The sequence below is a fragment of the Streptomyces sp. ICN903 genome (genome assembly GCF_022015835.1).
In the GTDB taxonomy this organism is placed as follows: Bacteria; Actinomycetota; Actinomycetes; order Streptomycetales; family Streptomycetaceae; genus Streptomyces; species Streptomyces fenghuangensis.
Genome location: NZ_JAKMAY010000127.1, coordinates 1 through 15474, shown reverse-complemented (window position 1 = coordinate 15474; position 15474 = coordinate 1). Strand labels below are relative to the sequence as shown.

Genomic DNA, 15474 nt, shown 5'->3' with positions numbered 1-15474 from the left:
CCGCGGAGGAGCGCACCCGGGAGCTGCCGCAGGTCGACGAGGCGGGTCGTCCCCGCCGCCGCCCCGAGTGGGCGGAGGAGACGCCGATGGACGACCTGCCCACCCTCGCCGACGAACTCCTCGGGCCCCACCAGGAGTTCACCGAGGACGAGGAGGACGGCCGACACCGCGGCCGCCGGGGCTGAGCCACGCGGGGCCCTGCGGGGTCCTGCGGGGCCCTGCGGGCCGCACCCGGCGCGAGCGGGCCGTCCGCGGCTGTCACAGCCGTGCGGAACAATGGCGGGGAAGCGTGCGGCGTCCACCGGTGCCGAGCGGCACGCGGCGGCGACGAGCAGCGGACGGCACCGGACGACCGGGCGGCGCGCGGAGGGAGGGCGACGGGACATGGCCGTATGGGACGACCTGGTCGGACAGGACAGGGTCGTGGAGCAGCTCACCGCGGCGGCGCGCGACGCCGACGCGTACGTCACGGCCGCCGCCTCCGGCAAGGAGGGCGGCCGGGTGGAGACGTCCGGGGCGCCGGAGACACCGGGACCGGCCGGGCTCTCCGGCTCGGCGATGACCCACGCCTGGCTGTTCACCGGCCCGCCCGGCTCCGGCCTGGCCACCGCCGCCCGCGCCTTCGCCGCCGCCCTGCAGTGCGTCAGCCCCGACCGCGCCCTCGGCGGCGCGCCGGGCTGCGGCTTCTGCGACGGCTGCCACACGGCGCTGATCGGCACGCACGCCGATGTCGAGGTGATCCGCACCGACCAGCTCAGCGTCGGCATCGCCGACACCCGCAATCTGGTGCGCCGCGCCCAGCTCTCCCCGTCCGGAGGGCGCTGGCAGGTGGTCATCCACGAGACCGCCGACCGGCTGACCGAAGGGGCGGCCAACGCGCTCCTCAAAGCCGTCGAGGAGCCCGCCCCCCGCACGGTGTGGCTGCTGTGCGCGCCCTCCTCCGACGACGTCCTGCCCACCATCCGCTCCCGCTGCCGGCATCTGGTGCTGCGCACACCGCCGGTGGACGCCGTCGCCGACATGCTGATCCGGCGCGACGGCATCGAGCCGGACGTGGCGGTGGCCGCCGCCCGCACCACCCAGGGCCACATCGACCGGGCCCGGCGCCTGGCCACCGACGCGCGGGCCCGTACACGCCGCGCCGCGGTCCTCGCCCTGCCCACCCGGATGGAGGACATCGGCGACGCGCTCCGGGCCGCCCAGCAACTGGTCGACGCGGCCGGCGAGGACGCCAAGGAGGCCGTCGAGGAGGTGGACGCCAAGGAGACCGAGGAGATGCGCGCCGCCCTCGGCGCCTCCGAGGGCGGGCGGCTGCCACGCGGTACGGCGGGGGTGATGAAGGACCTGGAGCACCGCCAGAAGAGCCGTGCCACCCGCGCCAGGCGCGACTCCCTCGACCTCGCCCTGCTCGACCTCACCGCCTTCTACCGCGACGTGCTGGTCCGCCAGCTCGGCTCGCGGGTGGCGATCGCCAACGAGGATGTCCGCGACGCTGTGGAGCGGATCGCCGCCTCCACCCGTCCGGAGCAGACGCTGCGCCGCATGGAGGCGGTGCTGGAGTGCCGCCGCGCCATCGAGCGCAATGTGGCCCCGCTGCTGGCCGTTGAGGCGATGGCGGTGGCGCTCCGCGCGGGCTGACCTCCTCCTCGGCCACCGCTGACTCCGGCGGCGGCTCACCTCCTGGCGGCTCCGGCCCGTATACGCTCCAAGGTCATGAACACCAGGCGTCTGCTCCGTACCGGTGGCGTCGCGCTCGCGACGGCCGCGCTGTTGCTGTCGGGCTGCTCCGGTTCGGACGATCCGGAGCCCGAGCGCGGCTCCGAGCCCTCCCGTTCGTCGTCACGTCCCTCGGACGACCGCGCGGTCAGCCCGGCCAAGCCGCTCCAGCCGCTGCCCGAGGCGATTCCGGCGAACCTCGAGCCGTACTACGAGCAGAAGCTGAGCTGGAAGGAGTGCGGCGTCTCCGGCTTCCAGTGCGCCGAGCTGAGGGTGCCGCTGGACTACGCCGCGCCGAAGAAGTCCGAGGACCTGAAACTCGCCGTCACCCGCAAGAAGGCCTCCGGCCCCGGCAAGCGGCTGGGCGTCCTGCACGTCAACCCGGGGGGCCCGGGCGGCTCCGCCGTCGACTACGTCCAGCTCGCGGCGGGGGTCGGCTACCCGGCCCCGGTGCGAGCCCGGTACGACATCGTCGGCATGGACCCGCGCGGCGTGGCCCGCAGCGAGCCCATCAAGTGCCTGACCGACAAGGAGATGGACGAGTACGTCCGCACCGACGCCACCCCCGACGACAAGGGCGAGATCGACAAGCTGGCGGCGGCCTTCGAGAAGTTCGCCGAGGGCTGCGAGAAGCGGGAGGGCGATCTGCTCGGCCATGTCTCGACCGTCGAGGCCGCCCGCGACATGGACGTTCTGCGCCAGGTGCTCGGCGACGACAAGCTGACCTACGTCGGCGCCTCCTACGGCACCTACCTCGGCGCCACCTACGCCGGACTCTTCCCGTCCCGCGTCGGCCGGCTCGTCCTGGACGGCGCCATGGACCCCTCGCTCACCTCCGAGCAGCTCAACCTCGACCAGACCGCGGGATTCGACACCGCCTTCACCGCCTTCGCCGAGGACTGCGTCGAACTCGACGACTGCCCCCTGGGCAACGGGAGCGTCAAGGAGGCGGGCGAGCGCCTGAGCGCCTTCTTCGAGAAGACGGACGACAGGCCGATCGCCACGGGCGAGTCGCGGAAACTGACCGAGTCGCTGGCCACGATCGGCGTGCTGAACGCCATGTACACCGAGTACTACTGGCCGAAGCTGCGCTCGGCGCTCACCGCCGCGCAGAAGGGCGACGGCGCGGAGCTGCTGTCGCTGGCCGACGACTACTACGAGCGCGGCGCCGACGGCGGCTACGGCAACATCATGTACGCCAACGCCGCCGTGAACTGCCTGGACCTGCCCGCCCCCTTCAAGAACCCGGCCGAGGCGGAGAAGGCCGTCCCGGATTTCCGCAAGGCGTCCGAGGTCTTCGGCCGCAACTTCGCCTGGGCGGCCCTGAACTGCACGTACTGGCCGCACCCGCCCACCGGTGAGCCCCACCGCATCGAGGCGGAGGGCGCCGCCCCCATCCTGGTCGTCGGCACCACCCGAGACCCGGCGACCCCGTACAAGTGGTCCCAGGGCCTGGCCGAGCAGCTCTCCTCGGCGACCCTGCTGACGTACGAGGGCGACGGCCACACGGCGTACGTGCGCGGCAGCGACTGCGTCGACTCGGCGGTCAACGCCTACCTGCTGCGGGGGAAGGTCCCCGCCGACGGCAAGAAGTGCTCCTGACCCCCGACCCCTGATCCGCGCCCCGCACCGAATCCGGTGCGAGGCACCCCCGGGCACTGTGTAGACTTGGGCGCGCTGCGGTTCGCCGCACGCATCGCCGCCTTAGCTCAGTCGGCCAGAGCGACGCACTCGTAATGCGTAGGTCAAGGGTTCGATTCCCTTAGGCGGCTCCGCCCCTCAGCAGGGGAGACGGTTGGAACAGAAGGCCCCCGTGATCTTCACGGGGGCCTTCTGTGTTTGCTCGGCGCCGTACGTGAGCGGGCGTGCGCGCGATCCGTGTGCATCAGACTTCGACGATCTCGACGGCGGGTTCGCAGGGCAGGCTGATGTCCTCGGGATCGGAGGTGAGGACGGTGATCGGTCCCGGCGCGGAGCGTGCGACGACCGCGAGGACGGTGCCGATGGCGTGCTTGTGGCCTCTGAGGCAGTGGGCACGCAGCAGTGCGGCCGCTTGGCCGGTGACGTCCTTGGTGACGTCATGGACGTCGATCCGGGAGAGCACCCACCGGATGCGGGCGGGGTGGATGCGCTCGTAGCCGCCTCGAAGATGGGCATGGCGGTCGTGGCGACCCGGACGCCTTCTTCCGAGGCCGCCTGGGCGAGGGCCAGGACGGTGCGGTCCTTGAGGCAGAGCTTGGACAGCCCCTCGCTGTCGGGGAAGAGCGTGCCGGGCATCAGGCCGCGGCACCGCCTGAGTCACGCCGGCCGTGGCGCGGCACGGCACGGGCCGCTTCGATCTCCTCGTTCGTGGAGCTGGTCCCTCATGGAGAAGATCCCCTCAGGAACTGCTCGCCTGTGACCCGCTCCACGGCAGGGTGACGCCACGCTTTCCTGAGTGCGGCCCGAGGCCGTTCGGGAAAGCAGAGCCGCGTCCAGATGTTCCTGCACCGGCTCGGACAGCCCGTACGGCACGTACTGCGGGGTCTCGCCATGGGCGGACCCAGGTGAGCTCGGCCGGTTTCCCGGTGTCCGCGGCGTGGGCGGTGCCGCCCACCACCTCGCATGCCGTGTACGTCATCAGCCGTGCCGCGTCGGAAGCCTGCTCGTGAGCGGTGTCGAGGAGCTGCTGCATCTCCCCGTGGGGGGGCACGACGTTCTCGCCGGCGTGCCGGACGGCCGCGGCGAGGGCCCAGGCCACCTCGTCGGTGGCCTGGGCCCTTGTCCGTTGCCTGATCCTGCGGCGGTGTCGGCTGTGGTCCGTCGTGCCGGTGGAGCCTTTGGCTGATGAACGGGCCGAGCCGTACGGGGTGTTCGCCGAGGTGTCCACGTGCTCGGAGCCAGAATCTTCGCGGCGGGGGCGGCCCGGCTGCTCGGCGGGTGTGGTTCCGCTTCTGTTCAGGGGCCGAACGCTCTGAGGGTCACGTCGACGAGCGAGTCGGCGTATTCGGCGGTCAGCGGGCCGCTGCGATGCAGCCAGCGCTGGAAGAGGGGGGCGTAGAGCACTTCGAGGACCAGGTCGAGGTCGGCGTCGGGGTCGAGCTGACCGGCTTCCTGGGCGCTGCGCAGGCGTGCTTTCTTCGCTTCTTCCAGCGGCCGGGCCAGCTTCTCGCGGTACTCGGCCGCCAGCGCGGCATCGTTGGCGATCTCGGTGTTGAGGGCCCGGATCAGCCTGTCGAAGGACGGGTCCGCGAACTCCTCCGCCGTGGCACGCATGACGAGCTTGAGGTCTGCCTCGAGGTCACCCGTGTCCGGCAGCGCGACCGACTGCCCGTCCGCATCCTCGCTCAGGGCCAGAAGAGCGGCGAAGACGACCGCGCTTTTCGACGGCCACCGCCGGTAGATCGTCTGCTTGCCGACGCCGGCACGGGCGGCGATGGCTTCGACCGTGACCTTCTCGTACGCCTCCTCCGCGACCAGGGCGCGGGTGGCGGCGAGGATTGCCTGCCGGGATCGTTCCTTGCGCCGGGAGTGGTCCGGCCCCTTCTCGTTGGACATGCGTCCAGTCTATCCCTGAAGAGAAACGAGACGATCCGTATTGATTAGCTTCGAGCGGTGCCCTAAGATCGCAGCGAATCGAGACGGATCGTTTTATTTACTGAGAGTGAGATGCCGTGGCGAATGCGAGAGTCTGGTTCATCACAGGCGCGTCCCGCGGGCTGGGCAGGGCCTTCGCCGAGGCCGCCCTGGCAGACGGCGACTGTGTGGTGGCCGCTGCCCGCAACGTCGAGCCCCTGGAGGAACTGGCCGAGAAGTACCCGGGCCGTCTGGTCCCGCTTCCGCTGGACGTCACCGATCGCCGGGCGGTGTTCGACGGGGTGGAGCGGGCGGCCGCCGCGTTCGGCAGGCTGGACGTCGTCGTCAACAACGCCGGCGCGATGCTCTACGGCATGGTGGAGGAGGCCACGGAGGAACAGATCCGGGCGCATCTGGACGTGAACTTCTTCGGCGCCGTGTGGGTGGCCCAGGCGGTCCTTCCCCACATGCGCGCCCAAGGAGGGGGGCGACTCCTCCAGGTCACCTCGATGGGCAGCGGCGGCGGCATGGCCATCGTCGGCTTCTACGGCGCGGGCAAGGCCGCGCTGGACTCGTTCAGCGAGGCACTGGCGATGGAGGTCGAGGGGTTCGGCATCAAGGTCACCATCGTGCAGATGGGCGGCTACAGCACCGGCCTGTTCACCACCGGCACCGCGATCACCGAACCCCTGGCGCAGTATCAGTCCCTGCGTACGGAGATGGAGGCGATGTGGGGCGACGCCGTCGCCCCGGAACCGGACACGGCCGCCCCGGTCATCATGGAGCTGGCCGCACTGCCGGACCCGCCCCGGCGGCTGGTCGTCGGCAGCCAGTCCTTCGACCATGTCCTGGAGATGGCCCGGGCCCGGGAGGATCTGTACCGCTCCTGGGAACGCCTCAGCCGTGTCGCCCCTGGCTGACCGGGCCCGCGTCACGAAACTCCCGCCCCCGCTGCGCAGTCGCGGGGGCGGGGCGGGGGCGGGAGTGCGCCGTACCGGCAGGGTTCGTCGGAGTCGACCGCGCGGCAGGCCGCCCGCCGGGCCGGGAGCCGCTGTCCGGCCGCGCAGGGTTCGAACCCCCGAGCAGGGGAGCGCACCGGACGGCGGTGCCCGACCGCCTCACCCCTTGACGACGCCCAGCGGGACCAGGCGGGCGACCAGGTGGGCCAGGCCCGCGCCCTCGGTGGCGGCGGCGACCGCGTCGACGTCCTTGTAGGCCTCCGGGGTCTCCTCGGCCAGTCCGCGCCAGGAGGAGGGGCGGATGGCGATGCCGCCGGCCTCCAGCCGGCCGCGCAGTTCCTCGCCGCGGACCCGTCGCAGTGCCTGGTGGCGGCTCCAGACCCGTCCGGCGCCGTGGCAGGTGGAGTGGAAGGCGTCGTTGCCCCTCTCGCCGACCAGGACGTAGGAGGCGGTGCCCATGGTGCCGGGGATCAGCACCGGCTGCCCGGTGCCGGAGAGCTCCCCGGGCAGGTCCGGGTGGCCGGGCGGCAGGGCGCGGGTGGCGCCCTTGCGGTGGACGCACAGGCGGCGCGGTACGCCGTCCACTTCGTGGGTCTCGGTCTTCGCCATGTTGTGGGAGACGTCGTAGACCAGGTCCACCTCGACCCCCGCCGCCGAGGTGAAGGCGCGGCGTACGGCCTCGGTGAGCAGCTGGCGGTTGGCGCGCCCGTAGTTGGCGGCGGCGGCCATGGCCCCCAGGTACGCCCGCCCCTCCGGGGAGACGACCGGCGCGCAGGCCAGCTGCCGGTCCGGCAGACGGATGCCGAAGCGGCGCAGTGAGCGGTCCATGACGCGGACGTGGTCGGTGCACACCTGGTGGCCCAGGCCCCGGGAGCCGCAGTGGATCATCACGCACACTCCGCCGGGGCGCAGTCCGAAGGCGGCGGCGGCCTTCTCGTCGTGGACCCGGTCCACGGCCTGCACCTCCAGGAAGTGGTTGCCCGAGCCCAGGCTGCCGACCTGCCGGAGGCCGCGTTCCACGGCCCGCGCCCCCACCTGGGACGGGTCGGCGTCATCCAGGGCGCCGTGGTCCTCGCAGAAGGTCAGGTCGCGTGGTACGCCGTGGCCCTGTTCGACGGCGTACCGGGCGCCCCGGGCCAGCAGTTCGTCCATCTGCGGGCGCCCGGAGAGCTTCCACAGTCCGCCGGGTCCGGTGCCGCGCGGGACGGTGTCGCCGAGGGTGTCCATCAGTTCCCGCAGGCGGGGCCCCAGTTCTCCGCGGTCGATGCCGGCGGCCAGCAGGCGTACCCCGCAGGAGATGTCGAAGCCCACGCCGCCGGGCGAGACCACGCCGGTGTCGTCGACGTCGGTGGCGGCCACCCCGCCGATCGGGAAGCCGTACCCCCAGTGGACGTCGGGCATGGCGAAGGAGGCACGGACGATGCCGGGGAGGGTGGCCACGTTGGCCACCTGCTCCAGCGCCTGGTCGCCCGCCGCCTCGGGCAGCAGCCCGCGCGTGGCGAACACGGTGCCCGGCACGCGCATCGCGCCCCGCCGCTCGATGCGGAAGCGGAACGGGCTCTCCTCGGTCAGGGTGATGTCCACGGTCCCCTCCGGGCTCGTTCCGGTGGCCGGGCCGTCGGCCCGGTGCTCGCTCAGCCCGCCGGGGCCGGGACCGGCGCGGGTTCGAGGACGGCGCGGACGTCGTGCGGGAGCTGGTCGAGTGCCCGCTCCAGCTGGCCGGGCGACAGGTGGCCGCGCACGGCCTCGGTGACCGCCGGGGCGATCCGGGGAACGGCCTCGGTGCTCACCAGGGCCTCCTGGGCGAAGCGGTTCACATAGGCCTCGCGGTCGTACTTGACCGGCGCGGCGCTGGGGACCCAGCCGTCGTAGTAGACGCCGCGCAGCAGTTCGGGGAGCTGGGCGGCGAAATGGGCGGCCGCGTCGACGGTGAGCCGGTCGCGGAGGGTGTGCAGCCAGGTGCGCAGAACGCGGTTGGCCAGGTGTCGGTCCTGAGTTCCCAGGGCTTCGGACACCGCCTTCAGCCAGATGTTCGCGGTGTGGATGACGTGCTCGAACTCGGCCGCGTGCGTGGCGGACATGGATCTTCCCCCTCGGAGAAAGAGGTCGTGGCGCCGTGGGGCGCCACGGGACGCCGTACGGAACCGGTGGCCGGATATGACCGCTTCGTCCCTTTCCTGGGATCCATGGTATTGCGGCAGGCTCCTGCGGTCACCCGCTCGGAGCGCGGGCCCGCCCCCGGAGCGCCCGCCCCGCCCGGCGGGTCAGCTCAGACGTCGAGCGTCACCGAGCACTCCCAGCCGTGCCCGCCGCGGCCGAAGCTCAGCCCGTGCAGCGTGACGGCCTTGGGCGCCGCGCCCGTCTCCGCGAGCGTGCCGACGTCGGCCATGTGCAGTACGGCCCGCATCCCGCCGGGCACGGCGGCCGGTTCCGCGTCCACCGGCACCTCGCCGTCGGCGTCGAGCCGGTACACCACCTCGTCCAGCAGGGCCACCAGCAGGTCCTCGTCCGTCTCCGCCCGCACCTCGACGTCCCTGCGGCGCCGTCCGACGGCCCCCGACAGGTCAACGAACGACTCGCAGACGCCGCGCACCGCGTGCGCCAGGCACTCCTCGCGGGTCGGGGCCCACGCCTCCACCCGCAGGTCGGCGGTGTGCGGAACGGAGCGGTGCCCGCCACGGGGGCCGCCGTGCGGTCCGCCGTGCCGCGTGGAGTCCTCCGTTCGCGCCATGGATCCGCCCTCCTCGGCTCCCGGCTCCCGGCTCCCGGCCACCGGTCCCGGCTTCCCGGTGTCCGTCCGGCCCCGTCGTTCCCATCGTCGCCCCGCGGGCGGGCGTACGCGCGTCGCGGCGGCCGGCGGCCGGAGGTGTAATGGGAAGGAGGAGCGCTACCGACCGATGGGAGCGGCCCGTGTCCCGCACCGACGCCCTCCGGTACGCCAAGCCGGATACGGTCCTCGGCCGCGACGCCGAGTGGGAGGCGCTCACCGCCTTCGCCTCCGACCCCCGCCCCGGGCCCGGCCTCGGCGTGGTCTCGGGACGCCTGCGGCAGGGCAAGACGCATCTGCTGCGGGCGCTCACCGAGGCCGCCGGCGGATTCTGGTTCGGCGCGCAGGAGGCGGTTCGGTCGGAGTCCCTGCGCATGCTGGGCGAGCGGATCGCCGAGTTCGCCGAGTCCGCCGAGTCCGCCGAGTCCGCCGAGTACGCGGAGGCGCCCGCGCGAGGCCGCCCGCGCGACTGGGAGGCGGCCGTGGACGCCCTGCTGGGGCTGGGGGAGGGCCGGCCGCTGCCGGTCGTGGTCGACGAGTTCCCCCGCCTGGTGCGGCAGAGTCCGTCACTGCCGTCCGTGATCTGCGCCGCCCTGCACCGCCGGAGCGCGACGGTTGCGGCGGCCGGGGCGGGCGGGGAGGACGGCGGGGCCCGGCCCCGGCTGCTGCTGTGCGGCAGCGATCTGCCGGTGATGCGCCGGCTGTTCAGCGGCCCCTCGCCGCTGCACGGGCTGGCGGACCTGGAGATGGAGGTGCGCCCGCCGGACTTCCGGCAGGCCGCGCGCATGTGGGACCTGGACGACCCCCGCCTGGCGTTCCTGGTGCACGCCGTGGTGGGCGGCACCCCCGCCTACCGGTACGACCACGTCCGCGGCGACACCCCCGGCGGGCCGGACGACTTCGACGCCTGGGTGTGCCGGACGGCCCTGAACCCGGGCACGCCCCTGTACCGCGAGGCGCGGCTGCTGCTGCTGGAGGAGACCGACCACCTCGACCGCGCCCTGAGCCACTCCGTGCTCGCCGCCGTCGCCTCGGGTCACTCCACGGCCGGCGAGATCGCCGAGCGCGTGGAGGTCCCGCTGCCCGACGTCTCCCGCTGTCTGGAACTGCTGCACGAGAGCGGCCTGCTGGGCGCCGAACCCGACGCGCTGCGCCCGAACGTCACCCGGCTGCGGATCGCCGAGCCGCTGCTCGCCTTCGAGTACGCGGTCGTCCGGCCGCGGCGCCCGTCGGCGGAGCGGGAGGATCCCGCCGCCCTGTGGCGCCGGGCGCTTCCCGTCTTCCGGGCGCGGGTGGCGGCGCCGCACTTCGCCCGGCTGTGCCGGGACTGGGCGGTACGGTACGCCGGCCCCGGGGTCTTCGGTGAGGCGCCCGCCACGGCGTTCCACGGCTCCCCGGCCCATCCGCCGCCGGACGCCGCCCCCGCCGCCGAGGTGGTGGTGCGGGGGCCGGCCGGGGAGCGCCCCGGCGCGCTGCTGTCGGTCGGGCTGGCCCGCTGGGACGAGGTGCTGGACGTGGCCCACCTGGAGCGGCTGCGCCGGCTGATCGCCCATCTCGCCGCCCACGGCGAGGACACCGCGCGCACCCGTCCCGCCTGCTACTCCGGGGCGGGCTTCACCCCGGCCCTGCGCGCGGCGGAGGCGGACGGCGAGGTGCTGCTCGTCGGCCTCGACCGGCTGTACGGGGGGAGGCAAGGGGGCGCTTCCGGCGGCTCGTAGGCTGATGGACCGGCCGGCCGCCGCAGGGGCGGCCGTGCCGGACACGTCGGTTTGCGCGGGTGGGGGAACGGATGCTGCATCTGCTGGTGCTGGAGTACACGGGCGCGCCGGAGCGGGCGGAGCCGCATGTCGCCGCCCATGTGGACTTCCTGGAGCGCCACCACCGGGAGGGCGTCTTCCTGCTGTCCGGTCAGACGGTGCCCGCCGGGCACGGGGGCGCGATACTGGCGCGCGGTGTCGACCGGGCCGCGGTGGAGGAGATCGCCGCGCGGGACCCGTTCGTGGTGGCCGGAGTGGCGAGGTACGCGATCACGACGGTCGACCCGGGGCGGGCGCACCCCGCGCTGGCCGGGGTGTTGGCCGTGGACTCCTCCCGGGTGCGCGGCTGACGGGCAGGCCGCTCGGTCGGGCGGCCGGGCGGGTCAGCCGTCCGCGCCGGGCTTGCGGAAGACCAGCAGGTACCGCCAGAACAGCAGTCTGTGCAGGGTCGCTCCGGGCAGCAGGGCGGCCGCCTCCCGCCGTATCTCCTCCAGCGTCGCCTCCGGCCGCCTCACCGGCGCTCCGGCGGACGGCGGGCCGGGATCGCGGCCACCGCGCGGACGGGCCGCCTCCCGTGCGGCGACCGCGATCCGGGCGGCCGCGTTGACGGGCACGGCGGCCAGGCTCCAGGCCCGGTCGGCCGGGGACGCCTCCCGGTAGCAGCCCAGCACGGCCAGGACGCCGCCGGGCGCCAGCGCGTCCCGCAGCGCGGCGACGGTGCCGAACGGCATGTGGTGGAGGGCGGCCAGGCAGGAGACGAAGTCGTAGCGGCCGGGCGGCAGTTCGGCGCGGGTGGCGTCCATGTGGCGGAAGTCCGGCCGGTACCGCGGCGGCAGGCCGGCCGATGCCGCGCGGGCGGCCCCGATCATCTCGGCCGACGCGTCGATCCCGTCCACCCCGATTCCCCGCCCCGCGAGCAGCCGTGCGAAGCGCCCGGTCCCGCAGCCGACGTCGAGGGCGGTACGGCAGCCGGGCGGTATCTGCCGCAGCAGCAGCCGGTGGTAGTGGTCGTTGTGGTCGAAGGGCACGGCGCCGACGATGCCACGGTCTCGGCTGTCTCGGCTGTCTCGGCTGTCTCGGCTGTGTCTGCGGTGCCGCGGCGCGAGTGGCCGCGTCCGGCGGCCCGGAAGTGGATTTCTGTCGAATTACTGTCGAATGTGTTTCGGTCCGGTTGCCACGGGGGAACGCACGAATGACGGTCTGGGAGCGCTCCCAGACCGCACCCCCGCATCCCCTCACAGCGTGAAAGCGAAGTGTCCGCGATGAATTGTCATGAGCGCGTCTTAGGTGGCCGCTGGACGGCCCGCCTCCTCGCCGTGCTGGCCGCCGTGCTGCTCGGCATGCTCCCGTGGGCCGGGACCGCCTCCGCCCACGGCTCGGTCATCGACCCCGCCTCCCGCAACTACGGCTGCTGGCTGCGCTGGGGCAGCGACTTCCAGAACCCGGCCATGCAGCAGGAAGACCCGATGTGCTGGCAGGCGTGGCAGACCGACACCAACGCCATGTGGAACTGGAACGGCCTCTACCGCGACAACGTCGGCGGCAACCACCGGGCGTTCGTCCCCGACGGCCAGCTGTGCAGCGCCGGGCACACCAGCGACGGCCGCTACCGCGCGATGGACGTCCCCGGCCGGTGGAAGAAGACGAGCGTCGGCCGCGACTTCACCGTGCACCTGCGCGACCAGGCCCGGCACGGCGCCGACTACCTGCAGATCTACGTCACCCGCCAGGGCTTCGACCCCACCACCCAGCGCCTGGGATGGGGCGACCTGGAGCTGATCGAGACGACCGGCAGGTACGCCCCCGCCTCGGACATCAGGGTGGACGTCAGCGCTCCCGGCCGCAGCGGGCACCACATTGTTTACACGATCTGGAAGGCCTCGCACGCCGACCAGGTCTACTACATCTGCAGCGACGTGGACTTCGGCTGACCCGAAGCCCCTCGCCGCACGGGCGGCGGGCGGTCCGGCGTCCTCGCGGACCGGGCCCCCGCCGCCCGCGCGCGTACGCACCGCCCGGCGGTGCTTGCCATGGAGAGCACTCCAGGTGATGGACTCCCCACTGTCGGAAACACCGTCCGACACCGGGCGGCGCCGCGCGACACCGGGCGGCGCCCCGAGACCGCTGGGGGAGACATGACCGAGCACACCGCCGAGCGCGCGGCCGAGCACACGGCCGACAACGGAACACGGAGCGGAGCACGGAGCGCGGCGGAGCGTCCCGTCACGCTGATCACGGGCGGCGGCAGCGGCATCGGCGCGGCCGCCGCCCGGCTGCTGCTGGAGCGCGGCCACCGGGTCGCCGTCACCGGTCGCCGCGAGGAGCGCCTGCGCCGGCTGGCCGGAGAGCTGGGTGATCCGGAGGACCTGCTGACGATCGCCGGGGACGCGGCCGACCACGAATCGGTCCGCGCGGCGGTGGAGACGGCCGTGGAGAGGTGGGGGCGGCTGGACAACGCCGTCGCCAACGCCGGGTTCGCCACCGGCGGCACCGTCGCCGACGGCGACCCCGCCCAGTGGCGCGAGATGGTGCTGACCAACGTCCTGGGTCCGGCCCTGCTGATCAGGGAGGCGCTGCCCGCGCTGCGCGATTCGCGCGGGCGCGTCGTCCTCGTCGGCAGCGTCGCGGGCCTCGTCCCCACTCCCGGCAACCTCTACGGCGCGACGAAGTGGGCGGTCACCGGCCTCGCCGAGAACGCCCGGCGCATGGTGACCGGCGACGGCGTGGGCGTGACCCTGATCGCCCCGGGGCGCGTGGAGACGCCCTTCTGGGACGGCGCGGGCGGCCCGCCGGACGGCCCGCTGCTGACCGCCGAGCAGATCGCCGCGTCCGTCGTGTGGGCGATCGGGCAGCCGTCCGGCGTGGACGTCAACACCGTCACCGTCAGGCCGGTCGGCCAGCCGGTGTGAGGACGCCGCCCGCCGGGCTCACGTGCTCCGCGCGGCTTCCTGGCGGTGTGTCATGAGAGCCCGGCCCAGGGCGCGGAGGGCGGGCAGGGCCGCGGTGAGCGACTCCCTTTCCCCGTCGGCGAGTTCGCCGAGTGCCTGGGCGAAGACCTCCGCCCAGGCACCCTCGACGCGGGCCATGCCGTGAACGGCGTTCATCGTGGGGTGCAGGCGGACCAGGCGGCGGTCGCGGGGGTCCGGTTCTCGCCGGAGGAGGTCCTGGGCGACCAGGCCGCGCACGGTCGTGCTCGCGTTGCTGGTGCGCAGGCCGAGAGCGCGGGCCAGCTCGCCCAGAGACGTGCCCGGTGCGTCCAGCACGTAGCGCAGCACCTCCAGCTCGGAGGGCGGCAGCTGCGCCAGACCGGCCTCGCGCACTCCGCGGAGGCGCAGCACCCGGGCCAGCGCGTACAGGGCCGGGGTCAGCTCCCTGGCTTGGGAGAGCAGTTCCTCTCCCTGCGCCGCGCCGTCCTGTTCTTCCTTCATCGCGCCAGGGTACTATCAGTTATAGTTCTATAACTATAACTTGCTGCTGCGGCTTTCCAAGCTCGCCGGAACCCCGGAGAACCGCGATGCCCCCGATGTCTTCCCGCCCCTTACCGACGCCGTTGCTCACCGCCGCGCTCGCCCTGCTGTCCTTCGTCGTGCCGCTCGGTACGGACATGTACCTGCCCGCCTTCCCTCGCATGGCGGACGACCTGGGAACGGATGCCTCGGGCGTCCAGCTCACCCTCACCGCCTTCCTCGTCGGACTCGCGGCGGGACAGCTCGTGCTGGGCCCGGTCTCCGACCGCTTCGGCAGGCGCGGCCCGATCCTGCTGGGCTCGGCGGTGTGCACCGTGGCCACCGCCCTGTGCGCGGTGGCTCCCACGACGGAGTGGTTGATCGCCCTCCGTTTCGTCACGGGCTTCAGCGGTGCGGCGGGCATCGTCGTCGGCCGGGCCGTCGTGTCGGACGTCGCGGAGGGCGGGGCCGCCGCCCGGCTGTTCGGCATCCTGATGGCGCTGGGCGGCCTCGCCCCGATCGTGGCCCCACTGCTCGGTGGCGCGGTGGCAGGGGCCTTCGGCTGGCGAGGTGTCTTCTGGGCGCTGGCCGCGGCCTCGGCACTGATGTTCCTCGGCGCGCTCATCGCCGTTCCCGAGACCCTGCCGGAGAACGGGCGCAGAACCGCCGGTCTGCCCGCCGCGCTGGGGGCGGCGGGCGCCGTTCTGGCGAACCGCCACTACCTCGGCCACACGCTCGCCTTCGTCTTCGGCAGCGGCAGTCTGTTCTGCTACATAGCCGCATCACCGTTCCTGTTCCAGGAGGTGCTGGGGATGGACATGCGGCAGATGTCCATGGCGTTCTCGGCCGGAGCACTGACCGCGACGCTGTCGAGCGCGGCCAACGCCCGGCTCGTCTCCCGTTTCCGGCCCGCCCGGCTCCTGGTCGCAGGGCTCGCGGCCATGGCCGTCCCCATGGGGGCGGCCATGGCGGCCGCGCTGACCGGACGGCTCGGAACGCCGCTCGTGCTGGTGCTGCTGACCGTGAACTTCCTCGGGCTGGGCCTGGTGTTCGCCAACGCGACGGCCCTGGCCATCGGCTGCGTACCGCGGGCGGCCGGCACGGGATCGGCGGTCCTGGGCACACTGCAGAGCGCGGTGGGCGCGGCGGTGGCCCCGCTGATGGGGCTGGGCGACCAGGGCACGGCTGTGCCACTCCTCGCCGGCATGACGGCCGGGCCGTGCGCGGCCCTGCTCTCCCTGCTGCTCACCCGTGGCCGGGAGGAGGAGGGGAGC

Annotated in this window: 14 protein-coding genes, 1 tRNA gene and 2 pseudogenes; 10 read left to right on the top strand and 7 right to left on the bottom strand. The window is 73.7% G+C overall.

Going from position 1 to position 15474, the window contains the following annotated elements; all coding sequences use genetic code 11:
* From L7D48_RS14995 to L7D48_RS14980, 4 genes and pseudogenes are all read left to right on the top strand, one after another.
* Positions 1-185 (top strand): annotated as a pseudogene (locus L7D48_RS14995) (dTMP kinase); the annotation flags it as partial.
* A 199-nt stretch (positions 186-384) separates the two neighbouring features.
* Entirely contained in the window at positions 385-1638 is a 1254-nt protein-coding gene (locus L7D48_RS14990) for a DNA polymerase III subunit delta' (RefSeq protein ID WP_237879937.1), read from the top strand.
* Between the two features lie 75 nt (positions 1639-1713).
* Positions 1714-3318 carry an alpha/beta hydrolase gene (locus tag L7D48_RS14985; protein ID WP_237879936.1) on the top strand — a complete coding sequence of 535 codons (1605 nt, stop codon included), beginning with the start codon at positions 1714-1716 and terminating at the stop codon, positions 3316-3318.
* Positions 3319-3414: 96 nt separating this feature from the next.
* A tRNA-Thr gene (locus tag L7D48_RS14980) sits at positions 3415-3488 on the top strand.
* Positions 3489-3601: 113 nt separating this feature from the next.
* Here the strand turns inward: L7D48_RS14980 and L7D48_RS29460 are convergent.
* Positions 3602-3993: pseudogene (locus L7D48_RS29460) on the bottom strand (DNA-binding protein).
* A 660-nt stretch (positions 3994-4653) separates the two neighbouring features.
* Positions 4654-5253 carry a TetR/AcrR family transcriptional regulator gene (locus L7D48_RS14965; RefSeq protein ID WP_237879934.1) on the bottom strand — a complete coding sequence of 200 codons (600 nt, stop codon included), beginning with the start codon at positions 5251-5253 and terminating at the stop codon, positions 4654-4656.
* Positions 5254-5369: 116 nt separating this feature from the next.
* Here L7D48_RS14965 and L7D48_RS14960 point away from each other — a divergent pair, with 116 nt between their 5' ends.
* Complete coding sequence (locus L7D48_RS14960) at positions 5370-6191, top strand: SDR family NAD(P)-dependent oxidoreductase (RefSeq protein WP_237879933.1); 822 nt, start codon at positions 5370-5372, stop codon at positions 6189-6191.
* Between the two features lie 198 nt (positions 6192-6389).
* On the opposite strand, the gene L7D48_RS14955 is transcribed toward L7D48_RS14960, so the two are convergent.
* The 3 genes from L7D48_RS14955 to L7D48_RS14945 all read right to left on the bottom strand — a co-directional run bounded on the left by L7D48_RS14955 (position 6390) and on the right by L7D48_RS14945 (position 8961).
* Entirely contained in the window at positions 6390-7814 is a 1425-nt protein-coding gene (locus L7D48_RS14955) for an RtcB family protein (protein WP_308312285.1), read from the bottom strand.
* A gap of 50 nt (positions 7815-7864) precedes the next feature.
* A complete protein-coding gene (locus L7D48_RS14950) occupies positions 7865-8311 on the bottom strand; it encodes a DUF2267 domain-containing protein (protein WP_237879932.1) in 447 nt (148 codons plus the stop codon).
* Positions 8312-8499: 188 nt separating this feature from the next.
* On the bottom strand, positions 8500-8961 hold the full coding sequence (locus L7D48_RS14945) for an archease (protein ID WP_237879931.1): 462 nt from the start codon (positions 8959-8961) through the stop codon (positions 8500-8502).
* A 179-nt stretch (positions 8962-9140) separates the two neighbouring features.
* Between L7D48_RS14945 and L7D48_RS14940 the strand changes: the two genes are divergently transcribed.
* Together L7D48_RS14940 and L7D48_RS14935 are read left to right on the top strand one after the other, a co-directional pair.
* A complete protein-coding gene (locus L7D48_RS14940; protein ID WP_237879930.1) occupies positions 9141-10715 on the top strand; it encodes an ATP-binding protein in 1575 nt (524 codons plus the stop codon).
* Between the two features lie 71 nt (positions 10716-10786).
* On the top strand, positions 10787-11104 hold the full coding sequence (locus L7D48_RS14935) for a YciI family protein (protein ID WP_237879929.1): 318 nt from the start codon (positions 10787-10789) through the stop codon (positions 11102-11104).
* A gap of 33 nt (positions 11105-11137) precedes the next feature.
* Here the strand turns inward: L7D48_RS14935 and L7D48_RS14930 are convergent, their stop codons facing one another.
* The gene (locus L7D48_RS14930; protein WP_237879928.1) at positions 11138-11782 is read right to left on the bottom strand and encodes a bifunctional 2-polyprenyl-6-hydroxyphenol methylase/3-demethylubiquinol 3-O-methyltransferase UbiG; all 645 of its coding nucleotides are present in this window, start codon (positions 11780-11782) and stop codon (positions 11138-11140) included.
* Positions 11783-12016: 234 nt separating this feature from the next.
* Between L7D48_RS14930 and L7D48_RS14925 the strand changes: the two genes are divergently transcribed.
* Both L7D48_RS14925 and L7D48_RS14920 read left to right on the top strand, forming a co-directional pair.
* Complete coding sequence (locus L7D48_RS14925; RefSeq protein WP_237879927.1) at positions 12017-12685, top strand: lytic polysaccharide monooxygenase; 669 nt, start codon at positions 12017-12019, stop codon at positions 12683-12685.
* A 204-nt stretch (positions 12686-12889) separates the two neighbouring features.
* On the top strand, positions 12890-13663 hold the full coding sequence (locus L7D48_RS14920) for an SDR family oxidoreductase (protein WP_237879926.1): 774 nt from the start codon (positions 12890-12892) through the stop codon (positions 13661-13663).
* 18 nt (positions 13664-13681) lie between these two features.
* Here L7D48_RS14920 and L7D48_RS14915 read toward each other — a convergent pair whose 3' ends face one another.
* On the bottom strand, positions 13682-14182 hold the full coding sequence (locus tag L7D48_RS14915) for a MarR family winged helix-turn-helix transcriptional regulator (RefSeq protein ID WP_237879925.1): 501 nt from the start codon (positions 14180-14182) through the stop codon (positions 13682-13684).
* A gap of 86 nt (positions 14183-14268) precedes the next feature.
* Between L7D48_RS14915 and L7D48_RS14910 the strand changes: the two genes are divergently transcribed.
* Positions 14269-15474: multidrug effflux MFS transporter (locus L7D48_RS14910; protein ID WP_237879924.1), on the top strand; the 1206-nt coding region annotated here is incomplete at its 3' end.